23 protein-coding genes are annotated in these 20,642 nt (G+C 44.3%); 7 read left to right on the top strand and 16 right to left on the bottom strand.

Going from position 1 to position 20,642, the window contains the following annotated elements; translation table 11 throughout:
- Positions 1 to 9 precede the first annotated feature (9 nt).
- The 7 genes from U5K77_02080 to U5K77_02050 all read right to left on the bottom strand — a co-directional run bounded on the left by U5K77_02080 (position 10) and on the right by U5K77_02050 (position 6,144).
- Positions 10 to 1,320 (bottom strand): cohesin domain-containing protein, encoded by a 1,311-nt coding sequence (locus U5K77_02080; GenBank protein ID MDZ7744528.1) that lies wholly within the window; start codon positions 1,318 to 1,320, stop codon positions 10 to 12.
- Complete coding sequence (locus U5K77_02075; GenBank protein MDZ7744527.1) at positions 1,317 to 2,828, bottom strand: S8 family serine peptidase; 1,512 nt, start codon at positions 2,826 to 2,828, stop codon at positions 1,317 to 1,319. The genes U5K77_02080 and U5K77_02075 overlap by 4 nt, the downstream gene beginning before the upstream one ends.
- Positions 2,829 to 2,915: 87 nt before the next feature.
- Entirely contained in the window at positions 2,916 to 3,308 is a 393-nt protein-coding gene (locus tag U5K77_02070; protein ID MDZ7744526.1) for a type II toxin-antitoxin system VapC family toxin, read from the bottom strand.
- Between the two features lies 1 nt (position 3,309).
- Positions 3,310 to 3,582 (bottom strand): hypothetical protein, encoded by a 273-nt coding sequence (locus U5K77_02065; protein MDZ7744525.1) that lies wholly within the window; start codon positions 3,580 to 3,582, stop codon positions 3,310 to 3,312.
- 132 nt (positions 3,583 to 3,714) lie between these two features.
- Positions 3,715 to 4,218: a phosphoheptose isomerase gene (locus U5K77_02060; GenBank protein ID MDZ7744524.1), complete on the bottom strand. Its 504-nt coding sequence runs from the start codon at positions 4,216 to 4,218 to the stop codon at positions 3,715 to 3,717.
- The gene (locus tag U5K77_02055) at positions 4,215 to 4,970 is read right to left on the bottom strand and encodes an HAD-IIB family hydrolase (protein ID MDZ7744523.1); all 756 of its coding nucleotides are present in this window, start codon (positions 4,968 to 4,970) and stop codon (positions 4,215 to 4,217) included. Before U5K77_02055 ends, U5K77_02060 begins: the two co-directional genes overlap by 4 nt.
- Before the next feature lie 124 nt (positions 4,971 to 5,094).
- Positions 5,095 to 6,144: a mannose-1-phosphate guanylyltransferase gene (locus U5K77_02050; protein MDZ7744522.1), complete on the bottom strand. Its 1,050-nt coding sequence runs from the start codon at positions 6,142 to 6,144 to the stop codon at positions 5,095 to 5,097.
- 123 nt (positions 6,145 to 6,267) lie between these two features.
- Between U5K77_02050 and U5K77_02045 the strand changes: the two genes are divergently transcribed.
- The 4 genes from U5K77_02045 (at position 6,268) to U5K77_02030 (ending at position 9,949) form a co-directional block, all read left to right on the top strand.
- On the top strand, positions 6,268 to 6,498 hold the full coding sequence (locus U5K77_02045; protein MDZ7744521.1) for a hypothetical protein: 231 nt from the start codon (positions 6,268 to 6,270) through the stop codon (positions 6,496 to 6,498).
- Positions 6,499 to 6,510: 12 nt separating this feature from the next.
- The gene (locus U5K77_02040) at positions 6,511 to 6,756 is read left to right on the top strand and encodes a hypothetical protein (protein ID MDZ7744520.1); all 246 of its coding nucleotides are present in this window, start codon (positions 6,511 to 6,513) and stop codon (positions 6,754 to 6,756) included.
- 71 nt (positions 6,757 to 6,827) lie between these two features.
- Positions 6,828 to 8,183 (top strand): UDP-glucose/GDP-mannose dehydrogenase family protein, encoded by a 1,356-nt coding sequence (locus U5K77_02035; protein MDZ7744519.1) that lies wholly within the window; start codon positions 6,828 to 6,830, stop codon positions 8,181 to 8,183.
- 5 nt (positions 8,184 to 8,188) lie between these two features.
- A complete protein-coding gene (locus tag U5K77_02030) occupies positions 8,189 to 9,949 on the top strand; it encodes an SLC13 family permease (GenBank protein ID MDZ7744518.1) in 1,761 nt (586 codons plus the stop codon).
- Here the strand turns inward: U5K77_02030 and cysQ are convergent.
- The 6 genes from cysQ to U5K77_02000 form a co-directional block, all read right to left on the bottom strand.
- A complete protein-coding gene (cysQ, locus tag U5K77_02025; protein MDZ7744517.1) occupies positions 9,946 to 10,716 on the bottom strand; it encodes a 3'(2'),5'-bisphosphate nucleotidase CysQ in 771 nt (256 codons plus the stop codon). The two genes, U5K77_02030 and cysQ, sit on opposite strands and share 4 nt — an antisense overlap.
- Before the next feature lie 149 nt (positions 10,717 to 10,865).
- Entirely contained in the window at positions 10,866 to 11,126 is a 261-nt protein-coding gene (locus U5K77_02020) for a type II toxin-antitoxin system RelE/ParE family toxin (GenBank protein ID MDZ7744516.1), read from the bottom strand.
- A complete protein-coding gene (locus U5K77_02015; GenBank protein MDZ7744515.1) occupies positions 11,113 to 11,343 on the bottom strand; it encodes a ribbon-helix-helix protein, CopG family in 231 nt (76 codons plus the stop codon). Before U5K77_02015 ends, U5K77_02020 begins: the two co-directional genes overlap by 14 nt.
- A gap of 189 nt (positions 11,344 to 11,532) precedes the next feature.
- Complete coding sequence (locus tag U5K77_02010) at positions 11,533 to 11,799, bottom strand: type II toxin-antitoxin system mRNA interferase toxin, RelE/StbE family (protein ID MDZ7744514.1); 267 nt, start codon at positions 11,797 to 11,799, stop codon at positions 11,533 to 11,535.
- Positions 11,796 to 12,086 carry a hypothetical protein gene (locus U5K77_02005; protein ID MDZ7744513.1) on the bottom strand — a complete coding sequence of 97 codons (291 nt, stop codon included), beginning with the start codon at positions 12,084 to 12,086 and terminating at the stop codon, positions 11,796 to 11,798. Before U5K77_02005 ends, U5K77_02010 begins: the two co-directional genes overlap by 4 nt.
- Positions 12,087 to 12,490: 404 nt before the next feature.
- Positions 12,491 to 14,218 (bottom strand): bifunctional sulfate adenylyltransferase/adenylylsulfate kinase, encoded by a 1,728-nt coding sequence (locus U5K77_02000; protein MDZ7744512.1) that lies wholly within the window; start codon positions 14,216 to 14,218, stop codon positions 12,491 to 12,493.
- A gap of 87 nt (positions 14,219 to 14,305) precedes the next feature.
- Between U5K77_02000 and U5K77_01995 the strand changes: the two genes are divergently transcribed.
- Together U5K77_01995 and U5K77_01990 are read left to right on the top strand one after the other, a co-directional pair.
- Positions 14,306 to 15,247, top strand: coding sequence for a glycosyltransferase family 2 protein (locus U5K77_01995; protein MDZ7744511.1), 942 nt, complete (start codon positions 14,306 to 14,308; stop codon positions 15,245 to 15,247).
- A gap of 17 nt (positions 15,248 to 15,264) precedes the next feature.
- Complete coding sequence (locus U5K77_01990) at positions 15,265 to 16,233, top strand: lysylphosphatidylglycerol synthase transmembrane domain-containing protein (protein ID MDZ7744510.1); 969 nt, start codon at positions 15,265 to 15,267, stop codon at positions 16,231 to 16,233.
- A 3-nt stretch (positions 16,234 to 16,236) separates the two neighbouring features.
- On the opposite strand, the gene U5K77_01985 is transcribed toward U5K77_01990, so the two are convergent.
- Entirely contained in the window at positions 16,237 to 16,992 is a 756-nt protein-coding gene (locus U5K77_01985) for a hypothetical protein (GenBank protein ID MDZ7744509.1), read from the bottom strand.
- A complete protein-coding gene (locus U5K77_01980) occupies positions 16,976 to 18,013 on the bottom strand; it encodes a sulfotransferase (protein ID MDZ7744508.1) in 1,038 nt (345 codons plus the stop codon). The genes U5K77_01985 and U5K77_01980 overlap by 17 nt, the downstream gene beginning before the upstream one ends.
- A 221-nt stretch (positions 18,014 to 18,234) precedes the next feature.
- On the opposite strand from U5K77_01980, the gene U5K77_01975 reads away from it, so the two are divergent.
- Positions 18,235 to 19,473: a polysaccharide pyruvyl transferase family protein gene (locus U5K77_01975; GenBank protein ID MDZ7744507.1), complete on the top strand. Its 1,239-nt coding sequence runs from the start codon at positions 18,235 to 18,237 to the stop codon at positions 19,471 to 19,473.
- A gap of 32 nt (positions 19,474 to 19,505) precedes the next feature.
- Here U5K77_01975 and U5K77_01970 read toward each other — a convergent pair whose 3' ends face one another.
- Positions 19,506 to 20,591 (bottom strand): nitroreductase family protein, encoded by a 1,086-nt coding sequence (locus U5K77_01970; GenBank protein MDZ7744506.1) that lies wholly within the window; start codon positions 20,589 to 20,591, stop codon positions 19,506 to 19,508.
- Positions 20,592 to 20,642 lie beyond the last annotated feature (51 nt).

Here is a 20,642-nt window from a genome sequence, read left to right as displayed (position 1 = left end):
CAGTGTCGACTACGCTCGTTTATGAATATGCTGCAATCCAGATAATGTAAAGCTCTTAAAGCGTTTTACGCCAGTCCATAAAAAATGCCTGGCCGCACGGGTCTGCAAGACAAACATCAGCCCGGCTCCAGTAATTCCAGCTAACCCTACAATATCCCACCTAATCGTCGGTGTAGCCTGCTCAGTTTGCGCAAGTCCAAATGGCAGACGTACGGTTGCAGTTGAGCCAGTCTCGTCTTCGTTTTCACCAGCCGCCACAAGTGGCTGACCAACCTTAACCGGCTGGCGCATAGTTATACCATCTATCTCAAACACCAGCGTGTGTTTACCAGGCGTCACGTCTTCGAACGTGGCATAACCTGCATCATCTGTGGTTGCCTGTAACGGCTCAGAATGCAGTTCTACTGGATGATCCACAAGTGGTTGGTCGTCTTGGTCGAGTATTTTGACTTTAAAGGTTACTCCCTTAGTGCGCACACTAGCTGTTTTTGTGTCAGAGTGATTGCCATCTGTGTCGGTGAGTCTTATTTGCAACTTATATTTGGTTCCGGCCTGAAGCGGCTGGTCTTTACCTACCAGAAGTTCATGCTTTGTCTTTTCATCACGCTCCCAAACAATCTCTTGTTCGTCGTCTCCGGTAGCGTATCCTACTCGTAAGCTGCTTGGTTTGTCAGCTTCTAGCTTGACCAGGATTGTACCCTGGGTCTGCTCAAACTCCGGCTCACCAACAAATTTTGGTGGCTCAACTGGCTCTGGTGATGTTTGGGTTTGCTGCCCACCACTTGGTGAAGAACTGGTCGGCGGGCTGCTGGTCGTTGAATCACTCCCACCGGACGAACCACCGGACGAGTCTGAAGTTATTGATATCGAGCCGCCACTTGTAGATAGCGTAAAGCTTTCGCCGGCGTTGGCTACCTGGGCGTTGCTGATCGATAAACTAGCCGTACCGGTTGCAACTGCCTTCAACGTCACACTAAATATCAATTGGTTGCCAGATACAGTTGAGCCCAGCAAGGCTCCGGCATACTCAAAACTACTGCTGGTTTGGTTTGTAGCTACTGGAGTTGTAAATGCGCCGGATGAGTAGCTGACATATTGCAACCTGGAGCTATCAAAATTAAGCCGGGCTTGAGCAGTATTCATCGGATCTGTACCGCTATTGACCCTCACCTGTACGGTAATTTTGTCACCCTTCGTAACGCTGCTACTACTCGGAGACACGAATACACTGGCAGTTTCAGCCTGCGTTTTAGTTGGCATCAGCACGCTAGTTAGGAGTACTAAAATCGCCACCGCAGACAATAAGCGTTTAACCATCATAGTGATTCTCCCCAGCTACTCGCTAGCAACGATAAATCTAATAAATCTGTTATGCCGGCTCCATTAATATCGCTACGGCCGGTTCGTTCTATCTCCCACTGGCTAGCTAAATTTGATAAATCTAATAAATCCACCACTCCATCACAGTTAATATCCTCCGACAGACGCGGTTGAGAACAATTTTGGGCAAGTATTACCGCATCGGTCGGCTCTAACCGGCCAAATCCAAACTTATCTGTATGAGCCGCACCGCTCATATCACTTGGCTTGGTAGTGCTATCTATAAGCATTGATCGTATATCTTGCGGTTCAGCTTCTGGCAAAAGTCCCACCAACGAAGCTGCCATACCAGACATAATCGGTGCCGCAAACGAGGTTCCCGATATCGATCCGCTGTATGCACCCGATTCATCATTTTGATTATATAGAGTTGTTCGGATATTGCCGGTCGCTGGTGCTGCTATATCCATCATAGCTCCTTCGCTGCTAAAGCTAGCTTGCTGATCGCTTATGTCCGTGCCACCAACAGCTATAGTGAGCTCACTGGTTGCCGGAAAAAGCATTTGCCCACGGTAAGTACAGCCGTTATCTTCATAATTTGTGCCCCCACAATTACCGGCAGCTGCCACAACGATAATCCCAGCTTCTTGTGCATCCTCTAGCAAGCTTTCTATAACCGGATCTTCGGATGCTGTTCCTAAGCTCATATTAATAACATCTACCCCCATGTCTATGGCGTAAGCCAACCCCTCAGCTAACTCTACCGTCGTTGCACCACCATCATCATTAAATATTTGGATCGGTAAAATCTTGGTATTCCAGTTAACACTCGCTACGCCAACGCCATTATCTCCAGTGGCGCCAACCATGCCAGTTACCGCTGTTCCGTGACTGACTGCATCGCCATCAGGGTTAGTTGTACCGGCAGCCGGGTCATTATCATCATTCGCAAAATCCCAGCCACGCCAATCATCTACCAAGCCATTACCGCTATCATCAAGGTTGTTACAGCTTTTATCCAGCTCGAGCCCTCGGCTTGTACAGTTTGGTTCTGAGCCTTCAGATGCAGTGAGGCCGTATTCCGGTTCATTAATAAACCATCTGTCAATTAAATCCTCGTGCTCAAACGCCACGCCGGCGTCAAGAACTGCAACAGTTACTTGATCGCTGCCGGTTGTTTCTTCCCACAAACTGGCCGCATCAAGTAACGTCAGGTAATCTTGCGGTTCTAGCGGATCATCGGTCATGGAACGATACTGCTGCGCCGCGTATATTTGCTGAACTTTATTGGTTGCTTTTAAACTCTTGGCAATATTAGCTGTCACGGCATGATAATCCGTCTTACCAATCTGTTTATTGGAAGCCTCCGACAACTCGCCTTGCACAATAACTGTTTGCTCCTCAGCCAACCTAGGGGTTTGATTAGAATAGGCAACCCCGCCCATCAGAATGAACAGACTGCAGGCCAGACCAGCTATACTCGGTTTCCAGATTATTTTTCGTAGCATTTTTATTTTTTAACTACCGTAGCTATATAATACCACGTTAACTTACCCCGCAACAGGAACAACCTTGTGGAACTTACCAGTTCTTAGCTAGAGTATCTTAAGACGAGAGCCAAACTCGCTTCTTAGCACTTCAAAATCTTTGTCATAAGTCGCAAGGCTTAGGCCGTGCTCTTGAGCTAACGCTGCAATCCATAGGTCATTGTCTGACAATACCCTGCCAGACCTTCGGCAATAAGCAGCCAGCTCGGCATATAACTCGGTGGTTTTGTGCGAAATATACAATAACTCAACCGCTGTACTCGCAATAAACCGGTTCAGCTGCTCCTCGTTTTCAACCTGCTTAGTCCCGTACGCAAAGCCGTACCGTAGCTCCCCGACAACCACCACTGGCACATATATTGACTGCTGTGCACCTATAAGCCTGGCAGCCGCCTGGTGACCTTTGTTCAGCGCGCTATATACGTTTGTGTCAATCAGCATGTTACTTACCCTCGCTATCCCACTGTTTGCGTAGAGTTTGCTTTTGGTGAGCGTCCTTATCTTCAATGGCCTGTATGGAGGCATCTTCGATTGTGCCACTGCCAATAAACCAGTCCAGTGAATCCGCCAAACTTTCTGAAGGCATGCCAGCGCGTTCGGACAGTTCATCAATCACAACCTGGTTTAAGCTCTTGCCACTTAGCTGTGCACGCTTGCGTAGATATCTGTCAACTTTACTTGGGATATTTCGGACAGTGTATTGCTTTGTATTCATGCAGGCATGATAGCATGCATGCCTGCATTTTGTCAATCTAAACCCCACTGTACAAGGACGTTCTTTGTAACAACTTCCTGTCTCAAATAGCAATTATTATCTATCAACTATTCAATGAATGTCTGGCTAAACTTATGCGCGGCCGAAGTCATCGGCTAGGCGGACTATATCTGATTCGTCGGTTGGGTTGTCTGGGTCAGTGTGTTGCCAGATTTCGGCTACAACCACCCATTCACCCCCTTCTGGTGCTCCGGCGCGGTGACGCACACCAGCTCCGTAGGATAATTCTTCGCCGGCAGTATATTCTTTCCACTCACCCTCTTGGTCGGTATCAGAGATAGCTGCGGTTAATGTACCAGAGATAACCCGCCATATTTCAGCCCGTCTATGGTGATACTGCAGGCTCAGTTTTTTACCCGGTTCAAACACCAAAAACTTGGGGCTTAAACTGCCGCCTTGCCCTAGCTCCTCTACGGTTCTGCCTGGAAAATATTCTTCCACAAACTGCTCTGCACAATCATCAGCCAGCCGAAAATACGCCCCCCACGGCTTTTCCTCATCTACATCGGCAATGCGGTAGCCCTTCGCTTCAATAAGCTCAGTTTTTACTTGCTTTAGTTCTTCTTTGGACATCATCGCGTACTTTTGATTATTGTTTCAACTACCAACGCTGTATCTTCCCAGTCTTCAACCGCAATAGTCTCTATGCCGATAGTTTTAACTGGATAATCGTTTCCACCCTCTTCTAATTTGTCGCCCACAAATAATATTTCTTCTTTGCCCACTTCTAGTACATTCATAAGTTTTTCCATGCCATAAGCTTTATCAATGCCAGGTTTGGTGACGTCAATTGAAGTCGTGCCGCCAATCCGGACCTCGTAGTCCGTCAGCACCGGTGCAATTTTTTCACGTATCTTCATCCGTTTTTTCATGTCAGGATCCCAGGCATATTTCACTTTTGGTGGAGCTTGCTGGCCACAGGCAGAAAAGGTTATTTGGCTTTGGCGATCTTCTATAATCTCCCCGTACGGTTCCTTCTCTAGATAGCCGGTTTCTTCTGCTGCATAAAATAACGCGTCAATTATCCGCTTCTTGTCGGTTTCCGGTATATCCTCAGCATAGACACAGACCCATTCTTGCTTGATGTCGTTAAACCGATAATACCGTGTGCCACATGTCGGCATAAGGTGCATGTTAAGTAACAAGTGGTGCTCAATTGGCAAGTTGTCTACCACTTGTTTTTTAAATTGTTCGAAGTTGCCCCCAGAAATCACACAAACCTGATGCGTTTCTAATAATTCGCCCAGCAGCTCCGCCATTCGGTCAGTAATTGGTGATTTTGTGACTGCTAACGTATCGTCCAGATCAAACGCGATAACTTTCTTCATTTGCTTGATTCTCCCTTTCGCTTAGTGCTGCTTTTTTTACTCTTTTTCGTTATAATCCTTTTATCACCATTGCCAGATAGGCCTAAGGTTTCGACCGACCGCCGATGCTGGCTTTTTTTATACTTCAATCGGAATCTTTCTTGGCGATTCTTTTGGCTACTTCGCCGACTTTTTGGCCGAGGTCTTTGCGAGCAACCAACACACCGCTCTTGGTGTTAACCACCACTATATTGTCCAAACCAATAACTGCCACTGGCTTTTCTTCATGGTTCTCGATATATGAGTTTTCTACGCCTTCTAACTCTACCGAGCCGCTGCCCACATAATTGCCTTGTTTGTCGGCTCCGACTGCTTTATGTAAATCAGTAAACGAACCTACATCCATCCAGTCAAAAGTAGCCGGCACCACAAGTAAATCGTCTAGTTTTTCCATTAATGCGAACTCTATGGCATCATTATCAAAATCTAGATATATCTTTTCAAATTCGGCGCGATCTTTGGCTGACTTGAGTTTGGTTAAATTACTCTGCAAAACTGGAGAGGCTGCCTTTATTTTATTGCTGAACGTTTTAACGGAGCCGACAAAATACCCACAGTTCCATAGGTACTTACCACTCTTCATGAATTTAAGAGCCGTGTTATAGTCTGGCTTTTCCTTAAATGAGTGCACACTATAAACCAGACTGTCTTCGTCAAATATGCCGTCCTTCTGGATATAGCCAAACCCAGTTGCCGGGTGATCAGGCTCCACTCCGACCAGTACAATCCGGCCTTCTTTTTCAGAAACATCTGAAGCAACCTTAAAACTATGCGCAAACCCAACCGTGTCACGTATAAAGTGATCGGCAGAAAGCATAGCAATTGCCTCGTTTTCATCATGGCGTTTTTTTACATGGTTAATAGCCGCTAAGTAGCAGTTGGCTGTGCCGCGCCGTGCAGGTTCAATCACAAAGGCGTCATCATCAAGCTCCGGTAGCTGGTCTTTGATATGGTGGGCGTGCCCAGCCTCTGTAATCACATATACTTTGTTACTAATTGTTTTGGCACGCTCGTAGGTATGCTGCAAAAGAGATTTATCATCGCTATTAACATTCAGCAGGTGTTTTGGATAATCCGGCGTAGATAGCGGCCACAGCCTCGTTCCACTCCCTCCCGCGATGATGACAGTAATCATGATTTATATCATAGCAAAGCTAGCGAGTAATACCTATACTCCAGCCTAAGCCAAACCCCGCGCGTATGTCTGTTAATATCCGTGGCATTGACTACAGGTTAACGTTAAGTTAAACTTCGTGGCATGAGTAAGATGACACCCAACAACACAGTTAGCCTCAAAGAATTGCGGGAACAGTTCCCAAAATATATCGAGGCTATTGCCCAAGGCCAGAGCTTCACGGTAGTTAAACGATCTAAGCCGATATTTCAGATTAACCCGGTGGGCGACGAGGGAGATTGGCAAACTATTGCCGATTTTACACAACTCAACCCTGACGGCGTTCCAGCAGACGAAATACTAGCCAAACTTTAGGGCTTAATCTTCATGGTCGACAAAATAACAAAACTCCTCGCCAAACTGTCCCCTAAAGAACGCGAGCTTATCAAATTACTTATCTTGCGCTTAAAGCTAGACGATACAGAAGGTCTAGATATAAAACAGCTCAGAGGGCACTCTGATTTATTCCGTGTCCGTAAAGGGCGTCTACGTATTGTTTACCGCAAATCGGCCTCAAAAATGCATATTATTCGCATAGACCGCAGAAACGATAAAACTTACAAAGGCTTATAGCTACCTCGCCATCGACTGTAAAAAGTACACTGTATATTCGTGCCCCGCTGCATTAAGATGTATGTATAGATATGGCAAAAGCTGAAACTATTACAGTTATTGGGACAGGCTACGTTGGACTAACTACTGCAACTCTACTAGCAGAAGCTGGCTATACGGTGTACGCCCTGGACATTAATCAAGAGCGGCTTGATGCTATCCGCAAAGGCCGCTCATTCTTTTATGAGGCTGGTATAGATCCGCTCGTCAAGCACGCAGTAGATAGCGGCAAGCTAATACCGACCGATTCTTATGCAAAGGCGATTCCTTCTAGCGGCTACGTTTTCTCTTGTGTTGGCACGCCAGACAATCCGGATGGCAGCTCTAATCTCAGCTACGTATTTAGTGCCGCCGAAGAAGCCGCCAAACACATGCAGCCCGGTACGATTTACATCCAGAAAAGCACCGTGCCCGTCGGCACCGGCCAACAGGTAGAAAAGTTATTTAAAGAGCTTGGCAAACGCATAACCTACCTGTCAAACCCGGAGTTTTTGCGCGAAGGCACGGCAATCTCAGACACTCTGTGGTTTGACCGGATTGTGGTTGGCGGCGAGGACGCCAAAGCGGTTGAATCCGCCATGGATCTATACCGCACAATAGAAAAGCACCGCGACACCATAGCTAACCGCGCCGGGCTAACCGGCCCAGTTGACCACGATGGTCACTACATCGGCACCAACCGAAACAGTGCGGAGCTCATTAAGGTTACCTCCAACGCATTTTTGGCACTTAAAATATCTTTTGCTAACTCTATCGCCAAACTGGCCGATGAAACCGGAGCGGATGTTAACGAAGTAATGGATGCAGTTGGTGCCGACAAACGGATTGGTCGAGCGTTTTTGAGTGCTGGGCGTGGCTATGGCGGCGGATGTTTCCCTAAAGACGTGTCCGGGCTTATTAGCAGCGCCACTGATTATGGCGTAGATCTAGGCATCATGACTGCAGCTGCCGACCTTAATGAAACCATGCCCGGCTATATCGCCAACAAGGCGCAAGAAGCCCTTGGCGGCTCGCTTAAAGCTAAAAAAGTTGCGGTACTTGGCCTGGCTTTCAAGCCCGGTACCAGTGACGCTCGTAAATCCCCTGGCGTTAAATTGGCCAATATCCTCAGCAAAAATGGCGCAGATGTAAGAGCCTACGATCCTCAGGCAAACCAAGAAGCCAAAGACGACCTGCGCAAAGGAATTACGATTTGTAGCTCAGCAGAAGAGTGCGTTAAGCAAGTAGATGCCGTGTTTATCGCTACTGGCTGGCCAGAATTTATAGAATATGACCTGACGAAACTAGCCAAAAACATGAAGGGCAAGTTATTTGTAGACGCCGTAAACTCATTTGATACCAGGGCGATTAGTGGCGCGTCTCTTAAATATATCGGTGTCGGCAGGTAAATAATATGCAAGAACTCATAACCTTGCTTGTACTTGCGGGGATATTTATTAGCCTTTTAAGGGGTTTGGTCGCGCCATCAGTCGCATTCTTGATCGGCTTGGCTGCTTTGGTTATAACCGACATTGTATCTATTAACGAGGCTTTTGTTGGCTTTAGCAACCAGAGCCTTATCACCATTGCTTCGCTGTTTGTGATTGCCCGTGCCATAGAAAACACCGTCCAGGTAGATAAAATAACTGCTAAATTATTTGGTGCCTCAAAAAGCATCCGGCGCGGGTTAATTAGAATCATGGCTCCAGTAAGCATCAGCTCGGCGTTTGTTAATAATACGCCTGTGGTGGCTATGCTGATTAACCCCATTATCACCTGGTCTAAAAAGAACCACCTGCCATCATCTAAGTTTTTAATCCCGCTATCGTACGCAGCCATATTTGGCGGAGCATTGACACTAATTGGCACCTCCACCAACCTGGTCGTATCTGGTTTACTGACAGATTACGGGTTCGAGGGTTTTTCATTTTTTGAACTCACCGCCTACAGCCTGCCACTCGCAATCATTGGCATTGGTTTTATCGTGCTGTTTGCGCCCCGACTCATTCCGGAGCGGACACTGGCAGATATTGATGCAGCAGACATAGAAAAACGCTTTACCATAGACATGCTGCCTAAAAAAACCGTGATCGGCAAGAGCATCAACCAGGCTGGTCTGCGCAACCTAAAAGACGTGTTTTTGGTGGAGCTTATTCGGCAAAACGGCGATGTGCTCGCTCCGGTAAACCCCGCCACGACTATTCAGCCCGGTGATGTACTTCGATTTTCCGGCAACGCAGACTCACTAATTGAACTGGCTCATCATACAAGCTTAAAAGCAGTTGAAGATAAACACGCCAGTCGACTGGCGCATAAAACTAGCTACATAGAAGTAGTGGTTGGCCACAACAAATCACTGGTTGGCAGTACGCTGGCAGAAATTGGCTTCCGCTCCAAGTACCAAGCAGCTGTGTTGGCTATTTTCCGTGCCGGTGAAAAGATCAGCGGATCGCTGGGCAACGTAGCCCTTCGCCCTGGCGATAGCTTGCTTATCGTCAGTGACGAAGCGTTTATTCCTCGTTGGCAAGATCGCAGCGATTTCTTATACATGCGCTATGTCAGCAAAACAAAAACCAGCAACGACAAAGGTAGCTTCCTAATAACCGTCACCGTCGGGCTAATTATCGGCCTGATTGCTCTTGGCGTGCCGCTATCCATCGCCGTGCTCAGTGGTGCTTTATCTACTATCCTACTGCGACTCAATAGCACCACCCAGGCGCGCAACGCCATAGATTTTGATCTGCTGGTTATGATTGCCGCCGCCATCGGTGTAGCCAAAGGTGTTGATGCCTCGGGGCTGGCTACTGCACTCAGCCAAACAATTATTGATTACATGGGTGTGTTTGGCACAATTGGTCTATTGCTCGGTGTTATTATTGCCACCTCAATTTTGACCGAGCTTATTACTAATGCGGCTGCTGCGTTGTTAGTGTTCCCTATCGCCATAGCTACGGCTGTGCAGAGTTCGGCTGACCCGCGTATGTTCGCCATTGCCATTGCTATTGCTGCCTCACTTTCATTCATAAGTCCGCTCGGTTATCAAACCAACACCATGGTCTACAGTGCCGGAGCCTATAAATTCAGCGATTTTATGCGTCTGGGTATCTGGCTCAATATCATCACTACCATTAGTTTGACCGTGTTGTTGAGCTTTGGTTTTGGGCTAAGCTTTTAGCCTAAGTATCTTTGCCAATCAATACAGTTTTTAGTACTAACCACAAAAAATGGGTTTTTCATATCTTTTGCTGGGTCATACGTCAAATCCTCGCCAGCCAGGTTTTGCACTCTCCCGCCTGCCGCCCGTACAACTGCATCGGCTGCAGCCGTATCCCATAGGTAGGTCGGAGCTAAGCGCGGATATAGCATGGCTGTACCGTCCGCTACGAGGCATAGTTTGAAGGATGATCCCATACTCACAATCTTGTGCTCGCCAATATTCTCAAGTAGCGCATCGACTCGTTCGTCACGGTGCGAACGGCTAGCGACGATTGTTGGCATCGCCTCATCATGGTGCGCGGTAATTTTGGTTTCTTGACCGGCCTCATATTTGAAAGCACCAGCCTCGGAGCCAACGTAAGTCACACCTTTGTCCGGTGCGTATACCACGCCAAGTATCGGCTTTTTATTATGAATAAGCCCGATATTAACGGTAAATTCGCCGTTTTTCTTAATGAATTCCTTGGTACCATCCAACGGATCTACTAACCAGAAGGTGTCTGCACCTTCGCGTTGCTCGTTTTCTTCAGAAATAATCGGGAGTTTAGATATTTTTTCTAGCTCCCGCACAATGATGTCGTTGGCCGCTTTATCGGCAATGGTGAGCGGTGAATCATCTTCTTTTGTTTCTACACCGTGCTCATCAGAGTGATAAACCTCCATAATGGCGTCCCCGGCTTGCTGCGCGATCCCTATAACTTGCTCTAGTAATTTATCCATCATCATCTATTACCTATTACCTATCATCTATTATCTATTACCTATTACCTATTACCTATCATCTATTACCCCTCTAGTCTCTAGTCTCACGTCTCATGTCTCTAGTCTCCAGTCTCATGTCTCATGCGTCTACAATTTTAGTTAATAGGTGCTATTCATTTATATACTTTCTTGCGATCTCTGACTTTAGTTACTTGCACAATCTTTATGCCGTCATCAATGACATACAGTATCCGGTAGTTGCCTGACCTAGCTCGGTATTCCTCTCTGCCAGACAGCTTTTTAGACCAATCTGGTCGGGGGTTTTCGCCAAGTGATTCAATACGGCTCATGATTTTGCGAACGTCGTTCTTAGGAATTTTAGGCAAATCCTTTTTGATAACAACTGGCAGGATCAGAACGTTATATGAGGCCATCTCTCTTAAGCTCACTCAGCGCTTGGTCATAGGTCAAAGGCTTGTCTTTTTTGGCAAGGCGGTTTCTGATGCTGGTGATATCCGACAAATCTTCACTCAGCTGATCACGCAGAGCTTCGTTCATTAGGGCAGAAACCGATTGGCCAGTTTCCACGGCGCGTAACTTTATGCCTTTATACAGGCTCGGATCCAGATAAAGAGTAGTTTTTTTAGTCATGATGCCATTTTACCGTCATGACGGCATGCTGTCAAAATATACGGAAGTAGAATATTAACTATCATCTATTAACTATCATCTATCACCCCTCACCTCTCTAGTCTCAAGTCTCAAGTCTCTAGTCTCTAGTCTCACGTCTCTAGTCTCACCGCCCCCATCTACTACCTCCTAGATACGAAATACTATATTCTATTTATACAATTGTGAGTGAGCCCCTATCATATCGAACATTATTTTCTTATTGTTTATTTCTATGTAAAGCGCTCTGTAATCGGCGGTTATATTTATACTATGTACGCCCCTGAGATTACCTGATAGTATGTGGTGCTTCAAAATAGGATTAAACGGATCTTCATAAAGCAACCTAATGCGCTCTTTTGTCCGTTGTTGGATTTTAAATGGTAACTTTTTGTACTGTTTCTTGAACTTTTTGGAATAACGAATATCTTCGATCATGCATCCAGCCAGTCGAATCCTTCTTCTAGTGTAGTGAACTTGTCAGATATATTCTTTCCTTGTCTGGCTTCTTGCGCCGCTTCAACTAGTTTACGCTCAACTTCTGGCTTAAGTTTAGGAGATGTAGATAAAGTGACCGATCTACTTCTAACAAAGTCGTTAAGGCCGGCCTTAACGACAGTAGTTAGCGGTATGCCCATTTCTTTGGCAATACTTTGAGCCTCTAGCTTTAGCGATTTGCTTAACTTAATGTTTAAGATGGTGTTCTTACTATCATCGGTTTTCATATACCAAAGTATATATAACGGAAGGATTTATGTCAATTGTAGCATTCGCTAGTAGCCCGTAATCAGTCGTCAGTGAACAGGTTGTGGACAGACAACTGACAACAGACCACAGCCCACTGACAACTTCCACCCCCTATCATCTATTAATTCTCACCTATTATCTATCACCCCTCACGTCTCTAGTCTCAAGTCTCACCACCCCGCCTACCACCTACCAACTACCATCTTCCACCTTCCATCACCTATCAACTATCAATTCTCACCTATTATCTATCACCTATTAATTATCATCTATTAACTATCAATTCTCTAGTCTCTAGTCTCTAGTCTCACCCCTCCCAACTCCTATTTCCTATTTCCTATTTCCTATTTCCTATTTCCTATTTCCTATTTCCTATTAATCATTATGCTTCGTCGTGCAACAGACCTTCTTTTTCCAGATGCAATAGCACTTCTTGCGCCAAAGCTTCCGGTGTTGTATCTACCGTATCTAGCACCAAATCCGCGTCGGTCGGTTCTTCGTACGGGTCTGATATCCCGGTGAACTCCTTGATTTTCCCGGCACGCGCCGCAGCGTAGAGTCCTTTGCGGTCACGCTCCTCGCACACTTCCAGCGAGGTCGCAACATGCACCAAAATGAACTTGGCATTGGTTTCTTCTACCATCTGGCGCACCTGTTTTCTGGTTTTGTCATATGGTGCAATCGGGGCACATATAGCTACGCCGCCGTGTTTGGCAATCTCAGAAGCCACATATCCAATTCTTAGCACATTTAGATCCCGATGCTCTTTGCTAAATCCAAGTTCAGATGACAAGTGCTTGCGCACCACATCCCCGTCTAGTAACGACACGGTTTTATCACCCTGTTCTAGCAGTTTAATACGCAAGGCGTTTGCTACGGTTGACTTGCCAGAACCAGAAAGCCCTGTGAAAAACACTGTAAAACCTCGCTGATGCAGCGGCTTGGTGGTTCGCCGTAATTCTTGCTCAACCTCCGGATAGGTGAACCATTCAGGCAACTCCCGGCCAGTAGCCAGCCGCTCACGCTGTTCTGTGCCAGAGATACTGGCAAACTCCGTACCTTCCGGCACTTCATCAATAGCCATGTACATATCTTTGCTCGGTACATACACCATCATCTGGAACGGCACAATCTCTATGCCGAGTTCGTCCTTATATTCCTCGACAAGTTTTTGCGCGTCGTACGGACCGTAAAAGTCCTCGCCTTTAGAGTTCTTGCCCGGTCCGGCGTGGTCACGGCCAACGATAAAGTGGGTTACACCGTAATTTTTGCGGATTATAGCGTGCCAAACTGCCTCGCGCGGGCCACCCATGCGCATTGCCAGCGGCAGTAGAGAAATCATGGCGGTTGACGCCGGATAGCGTTCTTGGAGCTTCTTATAAATACGCACTCGGGTGTAATGATCTATATCACCCGGCTTTGTCATACCGACAACTGGATGAATCAATAGGTTGGCCTCGGTCTGTTTGGCAGCCCGCAGCGTTAACTCAACATGAGCACGGTGCATCGGGTTACGCGTCTGAAAAGCCACCACTTTGGTCCAGCCCATTTTTTCAAAATATGTCCGTAGCTCTTTTGGCGAGTTGCGTAGCTCTTTAAAATCATAATAACTCGGTAGCTCTAGACCTGTCAGCGTACCGCCTACATACATATCGTGTGCTTCATTGTGCATGTGATGTACGGCTGGATGCGCTGTATCATTAGCCCCATACACTTGCTCGGCCTCTTTGGCTTTATCAGGCTGCCACACGTCACCAACCTCTAGTATCGCCAAGATAACGCCTTCTTGATCGCGCAGCGCGACCTTTTCACCCTTTTTGAGGCTTTTGCCAAACTCTTCGCTAACATCCAGTGTTATCGGTATCGGCCACAGCGTACTGTCACTGAGACGCATGTCACTACAAACACTCTCGTAATCTGCCTGGTTCATAAAACCGGTTAACGGAGAGAATGCGCCGTTAATAATCATCTCTGTGTCGCAAATCTGACGCGGTGTTAGATCCCAGCTTTTATAATCTTGGGCTTTGTTCTTTAATTCTGCTGCCTTTTTATCACCTGCAATAAGGTCTATAAGTTTGCCGCCATGCGGCGTGTTTAGCTGTCCGGACATCAACTCCCTTTCTTTTTGATCAACATACCTATATTACGGGTAATACTTCTCTGGTACAATACACTGGAAGCAAAACGGAGAAAAACGGTGAAAGTTTACATTCAGATACCTTGCCTTAATGAGGAACAGACCTTGCCATTGGTCCTCAAAACCATCCCCAAAAAAATCAAGGGCGTTGATAGCGTAGAAGTGTTAATTATTGATGATGGCAGTACTGATAAAACTGTCGAGGTTGCCAAACGTCACGGCGTAAAGCACTTTGTACTGCACAGCAAAAACATGGGTTTGGCTCGCTCGTTTCACGATGGCGTAAACTACGCCCTCGCCCACGGCGCAGATATAGTTGTTAACACCGATGGCGACAACCAGTACCCGCAAGAGGTTATTGGTGATCTAGTGCAGCCGATAATTAATGGCGAGTCAGAGATTGTTATTGGCGACCGCCAAACTAGTAAAATAGAGCACTTTTCCGGGTTTAAAAAGCTGATGCAGCGCATTGGTAGCGCCGTAGTTAACAAAGCTGCGCGCACCAACTTGCCAGATGCAGCTAGCGGCTTCCGTGCTTACTCAAAAGAATCTTTAATGCGTCTAAACATCGTGACTGAGTTTAGTTACTGCATGGAGACCATTATCCAGGCTGGCAACAAGCGCATACCAATAACCAGCATTAAGATTAAGACCAACCCCAAGACTCGTGAATCTAGGTTATTCAAAAACATCTGGCAGCATATGTTTAAGTCCGGCAGTGCCATTGTGCGCAGCTATATTATGTACCGCCCTCATTTGCTGTTTATTTCGCTTGGCACTTTCTTCCTAGTGCTTGGTATTATTCCTTTTGCGCGCTATTTGGTGCTCTACGCCGGTGGTGATAGGGGCGAGCACATTCAGTCGTTGCTGCTTGGCGCTGTACTGATATTTGTTTCGGTACTAGCCTACGCACTCGCCGTAATTGCAGACCTTATTAAAACCAACCGAACGCTGCTCGAAGATACTTTGGAACGATTAAAAACTATCCAGATAGATGATTAGACAAATCCATTCACGCAATGAGTAAAAAATATAAACGCATATTAAGCATCACCACTGTATCCGTATTGTTAGCGGTTTTCTTTTGGTACATAAACACTAACTGGGATAATTTCCAGCAAATTTCTCTAACAAATCCATGGCTATTGCTGCCTGTAATACTATTTATTGCACTAAATATCTACACTATGGGCTACCTAATCGAGCTGGCGATTGAGCCACACGGAGTTAAGCTAAGCAAAAAAGAAATTTTTGGCTTATCAGCATTAACAAGATTCAGCAAGCAGGTAACGCCTGGCTATATCGGGCTAACTGTACGCGCCTTCTATTTAAAAAAGAGTTACGGGGTCTCTTATGCTAAGTTCTCGTCCAGTCTAGTATTAAGTAACATTTTACAGTTCGTCATGTCAGGTCTGCTGGCAATTTTAATATTCACATCGCTACATAGCCAGCCGGGCGCTTACTCTTTGCCGATGTTGTTGATAATTATTGCTGTATCTTTGTTCTTAACAACACTCTACGCGCCGTTATCAAAGCTTATTGGTGGCCTTATACGACTACACAATAAACACTCCTATAAGGTGCTGGAGAGACTTCATGCGGCAGCAGAAGAGTACGACAAAGTAAGGAAACACCCCAAATTTATTTATCGCTCAGCTTTCTGGGCTTTAATCACTCTAGTTACCACTGGTGTTAACCTATTCCTCCTTTATAGAGTCCTGGGATTTGAAATAGGTATAGCTCAGTCGCTGTTTATCGCCGCCTTATCAAGCTGGACTATGATATTTTCAATTACGCCCGCTGGCATAGGCGTGAAAGAAAGTCTTATGGCACTAGGCGCCACATTAATGCAAGTGCCCGTACCAATAACTCTAACTGTTGCAATTCTTAACCGTCTTTTAACTTTCTTGCTAGTAAGTGCTTTATCTGGATATTTCGCTCCTGCACTCCTCAACACATCACTTACAAAAATTAGTCGTTTTAAATAGCCGTTATTCCAATATGTTGCGAAGTGCTGTAAGTTTTTTAAGCGGACCAGTTTTTATGTGACTAGAGTAAGCAACCCTGCCAATCTTGTTAAAACTATAGACGCCTAGACTCCATGCACGTACTTTTTTATTTGGCCACCCTTTTGGCAACTCGTAACCCCACTCCTTCATGAACGGACTAAAAATCTTTATCGCATAGCCCCTACATTCATAGTCATAATATTCTTTAAAATTACCTTCTTTCTTTGTCTTATTGACCACCGGCAAATCTCTTAGTGGTTTAATGTTAAGTTTTTCAAGCACTTCCATGAAATCTTTGTTGATATCTTCAAACCTAATAACGTGATCTACATGTCTTTTATTGATATTAATATTACTGGTGTAGGTGCGCGGGTAGTATTTCTCCAAAAATTGGCAAAAACTTCCTCCTGAAGCAACCAGCTTAAATATTTCTACTTTTCTTTTGGTCACCCAGCCACCTCGGTCAAGTTCTTTTTTATTATTTGTATAGTTGCCTTTATGATTGAATAAAAATTTACTATACACGCTCGTTGCTTCATCGAGCGGATTCCTTAGCCCAGCAAAAACAAAGTATTTTTTCTGCTCAGGTGAAGCAACCTTAAGAAACTCGTGGTAATTTGCATGTTTGTGCAGCACTTCTTCCCCAGAATAATTTTCTCGCAATTCTTTGCTTATAGCTGTTGACCCTGTATGCGGGGTTTCAAGAAAGACATACTTATGTTTATCGCTGATTATCATTTTTGTTCGCTCTGCCTACTTTATTTATAATACTTCTCCACTTGACGAAACGTAAACCGTTCCAGACACCCCACCTTCGCATGTGGTACATGACAGAGCGAACATAATCTTGTGCCATTAAAAACTTCCTATGATTTTTACTTAACGAAGGCTCTTTATTGTTACTGGTTTTTCTTGAATACCCTAGTTGTATTATTGTCGGACTAGCAATCATTTCCATACGTTTAACTATATCTGAACTTACTTCTGTTCTGAATTTTTCAGTATTATTTTTTACAATTGTTTGTGCAGCATTGGTCTTGCTCCCCGCAGTATTATGGTTCTCTAGGGGGTCTTCGAAATATAAAAGACTATTAGAAAACCTAATATTCAAGAAAGTGCATACCTTTTCTACTTCTTTTTCCGGATGATTTACTAATTTTTCGTACTGCACCTCTATATAGTCCGCTCCTATAGCCTGACCTTGTCGTCTCGCTGACTCTACGCTTCTACGCCACCGATCAGCCGATAAATACATATTTGCTCCCCATGCTTTATGCGCCGATAAGGCACGCTCCCGGGGGTCACGAATAATATGGACAAACTTTGCCTCTGGAAAAGCTTTTTTTAAGAGGCAGATGTGCAATAAATTGTTTGGGGTTTTATCGCCCCAAATAGTCGCATCTTTTTTAGATTGATCCTTGCTTGTCTGGCGTATGGTATTTTCAATGACTTCTTGTACATTTTTTGCTTTTAATATACTGTCGATATGCAGCTCATCAAATTCTTTAGTTTCTCTCTTAACTTCATGGTAAAAAATGCCCTCTGTAAGAATATACTTAAGCTTATTTTTATCACGTTTATTAAGCGGAAAACGGTTTTTGGAGAAATTCTCTACCAAATAAGGAATAAAATGGGACTCAGAGCTAGGTATGCATATCTCTGGACTGTTATTAAGAATATTCATGAGAAGCTTTGTCCCGCTCCGTGACATCCCGATAACAAATAGGGGACCATTGAATTTAGGTTTGGCATTTTTCACTAAAAAAAGCTCCTCTTATTTGCAATATCAGACTACGATAGACATTATACAGACAAATCGCTCATCTCTATTATACTAGAACAGACTTGCTACAAAAGAAATGCGCTACTTGAATTACAGTGGCACCTTAATGATTATAAAGCCCGTTACAGGTTACTATTAGGCAAGTCATTAGTGTAGACTATAGTCTGACTGAGTATTTTAATTAAGGGTTTACCGGAATGGAAAATAAGAAGTTTAGTTTTTTATTGACAGGCACCTATTCCTCATACAATAAAGGTGATGCTGCGATGCAACTCGCCACGGCTGGAGCATTAAAAAAGCGATGGCCAAATTGTGAGATTACTATAAGCGCTCCTTTCCCAGAATATGACAAGAATTTATATAGAAACTACAATATAGTCAGATCTCGTCGTCGAAAAATAATAAGCTCTAGTTTTTTATTGTTGCCATTGTCGATTTATTGGGCGCTCTCAAAAGTCGGAATAAATCTGAATTTCTTACTTCTGACCAAAGAATTAAAAGCTATAAAAGAAGCCGATATACTGATTGATCTTAGCGGAGATACCATTACGGAAGATTACGGGCCTCATGTAACCTACTCTCACCTTTTACCAATTATGTCTGCTCATCTACTCGGAACACCGGTCTATATCTGCGCCCAATCTATGGGGCCGTTTAAGTTAACTAGATGGTTGGTAAAGTTAACTTTGCGAGGATGTGCTGGTATTACGGCACGTGAAAGAGTTACTTATGAATATCTAGAAAGCTTGGGACTACCGAAAAACAAATTGTATCTAGAGTCAGACATGGCCTTTCTACTAGAGCCAATACCAAAAATAAAAATAAATAAAGTACTTCAGAAAGAAAAAGTCGATTTATCTAAACCTCTGTTAGGGATTACTGTTAGCGGTATAATTCAAAAAAGATTTAATAAAGTAAATAAAGAATACTTTGATATTAGTTTTGCAAATATTCTTGACGATGTAATAGATAATTTTGGAGTTAACGTTTTATTTGTTAGTCACGTGACGGGGCCTACAGACGAAAAGGATGACCGAATCGTGGCGAATAGCATTCTTGCTAACATGAAAAATAGAAAAAATGCGTTTGCACTCAATGACGACTATGGGCCACAGGAAGTAAAGGGCATAATATCCTTCTGTAAGGTTTTTTTAGGTTCTCGTATGCATTCAAACATAGCAGCATTATCAACCAACGTTCCAACCATCGCGTTGAGCTATAGCCACAAGACTTTGGGTATAATGAGTACTTTGGGTATGCAGGAATATATAATCGATGCAAAATATATTGATAGATTCACAGTTAATGAAAAGTTGAATGACATCTTAGAAAACCACGACTCGATGACAAAAACACTAAAATCGAAAAATGAAAAGATAAAGAAAAGCTCTTTGGAAAATGTAAACAAAATAAACAATATTCTAAAAAACAACTAGCGGAAAGCCTGTTTATCGCAGTTTCTTCGGCTTCAATTATCTATCTTATTGTATGACCTAAGAATATCTAGAGGTTTCTTTTGGGAGAAAGCTATCATGCCTTCTGGCTCTGCATACCCTACCCCCATTAGAAATATCGGTCTTTCGTAAACCTTAAGCCCTAAAAGTTTTTGCATTTTACGTTCCATAAACTCGTATGCCGGCCAGTGTATAGCCAATGAATTGAGACCCAGTGTTTCTAGGGCAAACATGAATGACATCGCTGCAAGTGAGGCGTCAATATAAATTGCATGTCTATCACTGGCCTCAAAATAGCTGTCCAGTCTTCCGACCAATACTATAATCATCGGTATGTTGTGGGCGTAACCAGCTGTACCGAAAGGGATTCCTGCAATCTTACGTACTAACTCAGGATCGTCATAAATCCTAAACTCATAAGGTATGCGGTTGCATGCTGTAGGAGCTTGTCTTCCAACGATAACCGCCTTGTCAACTAGTTCTCTGGGTACCTTTTTCTTTTTAAACCAACGTACTGACCTACGTTGCAAAGAAAGCTTAAGAAACTCTTCGTAGCCTATTTCTGACTTTTTAATTTCTTTATAATTGTACGGTTTGTTGTTTTGTGTTTTTACTTTGCTTTTCCTTTGCATCCCCTCGAACACGTCATGTGCCTTGCGAACTTGCTTATCACCATCTACCTGTATAACGTTAAAATATTCGTCTAAAACATCGTGAGCCCACTGAGCTTCGCTTTCATCAACTACAATACCCTTTGCTATATCTTGTGCAACAGCTTTATATGATACAACCGTTTCATAAATATAGTCTTTAGCAAAAACTTTTCTTCGGGGCCTCATGAGTAAGCCTTTTTCGATACGATGAATGTTCCTGCGCAACTCAACCCTGCTCGGCCTAGACTTCTTTATATTATTAAAATACGCTTTAGCACCCTTAAGGACAGCATACTGCTCCCTGTTATAAGTAAAAAATGATATCTGGTGATATAGCGTACTTGCCACTCTATTTATTGAAGCAACAGAAAAGAGTGTCCGTTTAAACATTTTATGTGCTGGTCGCACTAGAGGTATTGAGGCTATTAGCTTTATAATTTTTTTCATAGATAAGTGTTAATACTACTTAAACAACACAGTAAGTTATTGTAATACAAT

This window comes from Candidatus Saccharibacteria bacterium (assembly GCA_034521515.1).
In the GTDB taxonomy this organism is placed as follows: domain Bacteria; phylum Patescibacteriota; class Saccharimonadia; order Saccharimonadales; family JAXHMH01; genus JAXHMH01.
Note: the sequence above shows the minus strand (reverse complement) of the source record. Positions and strands in the feature narration are given on the sequence as shown.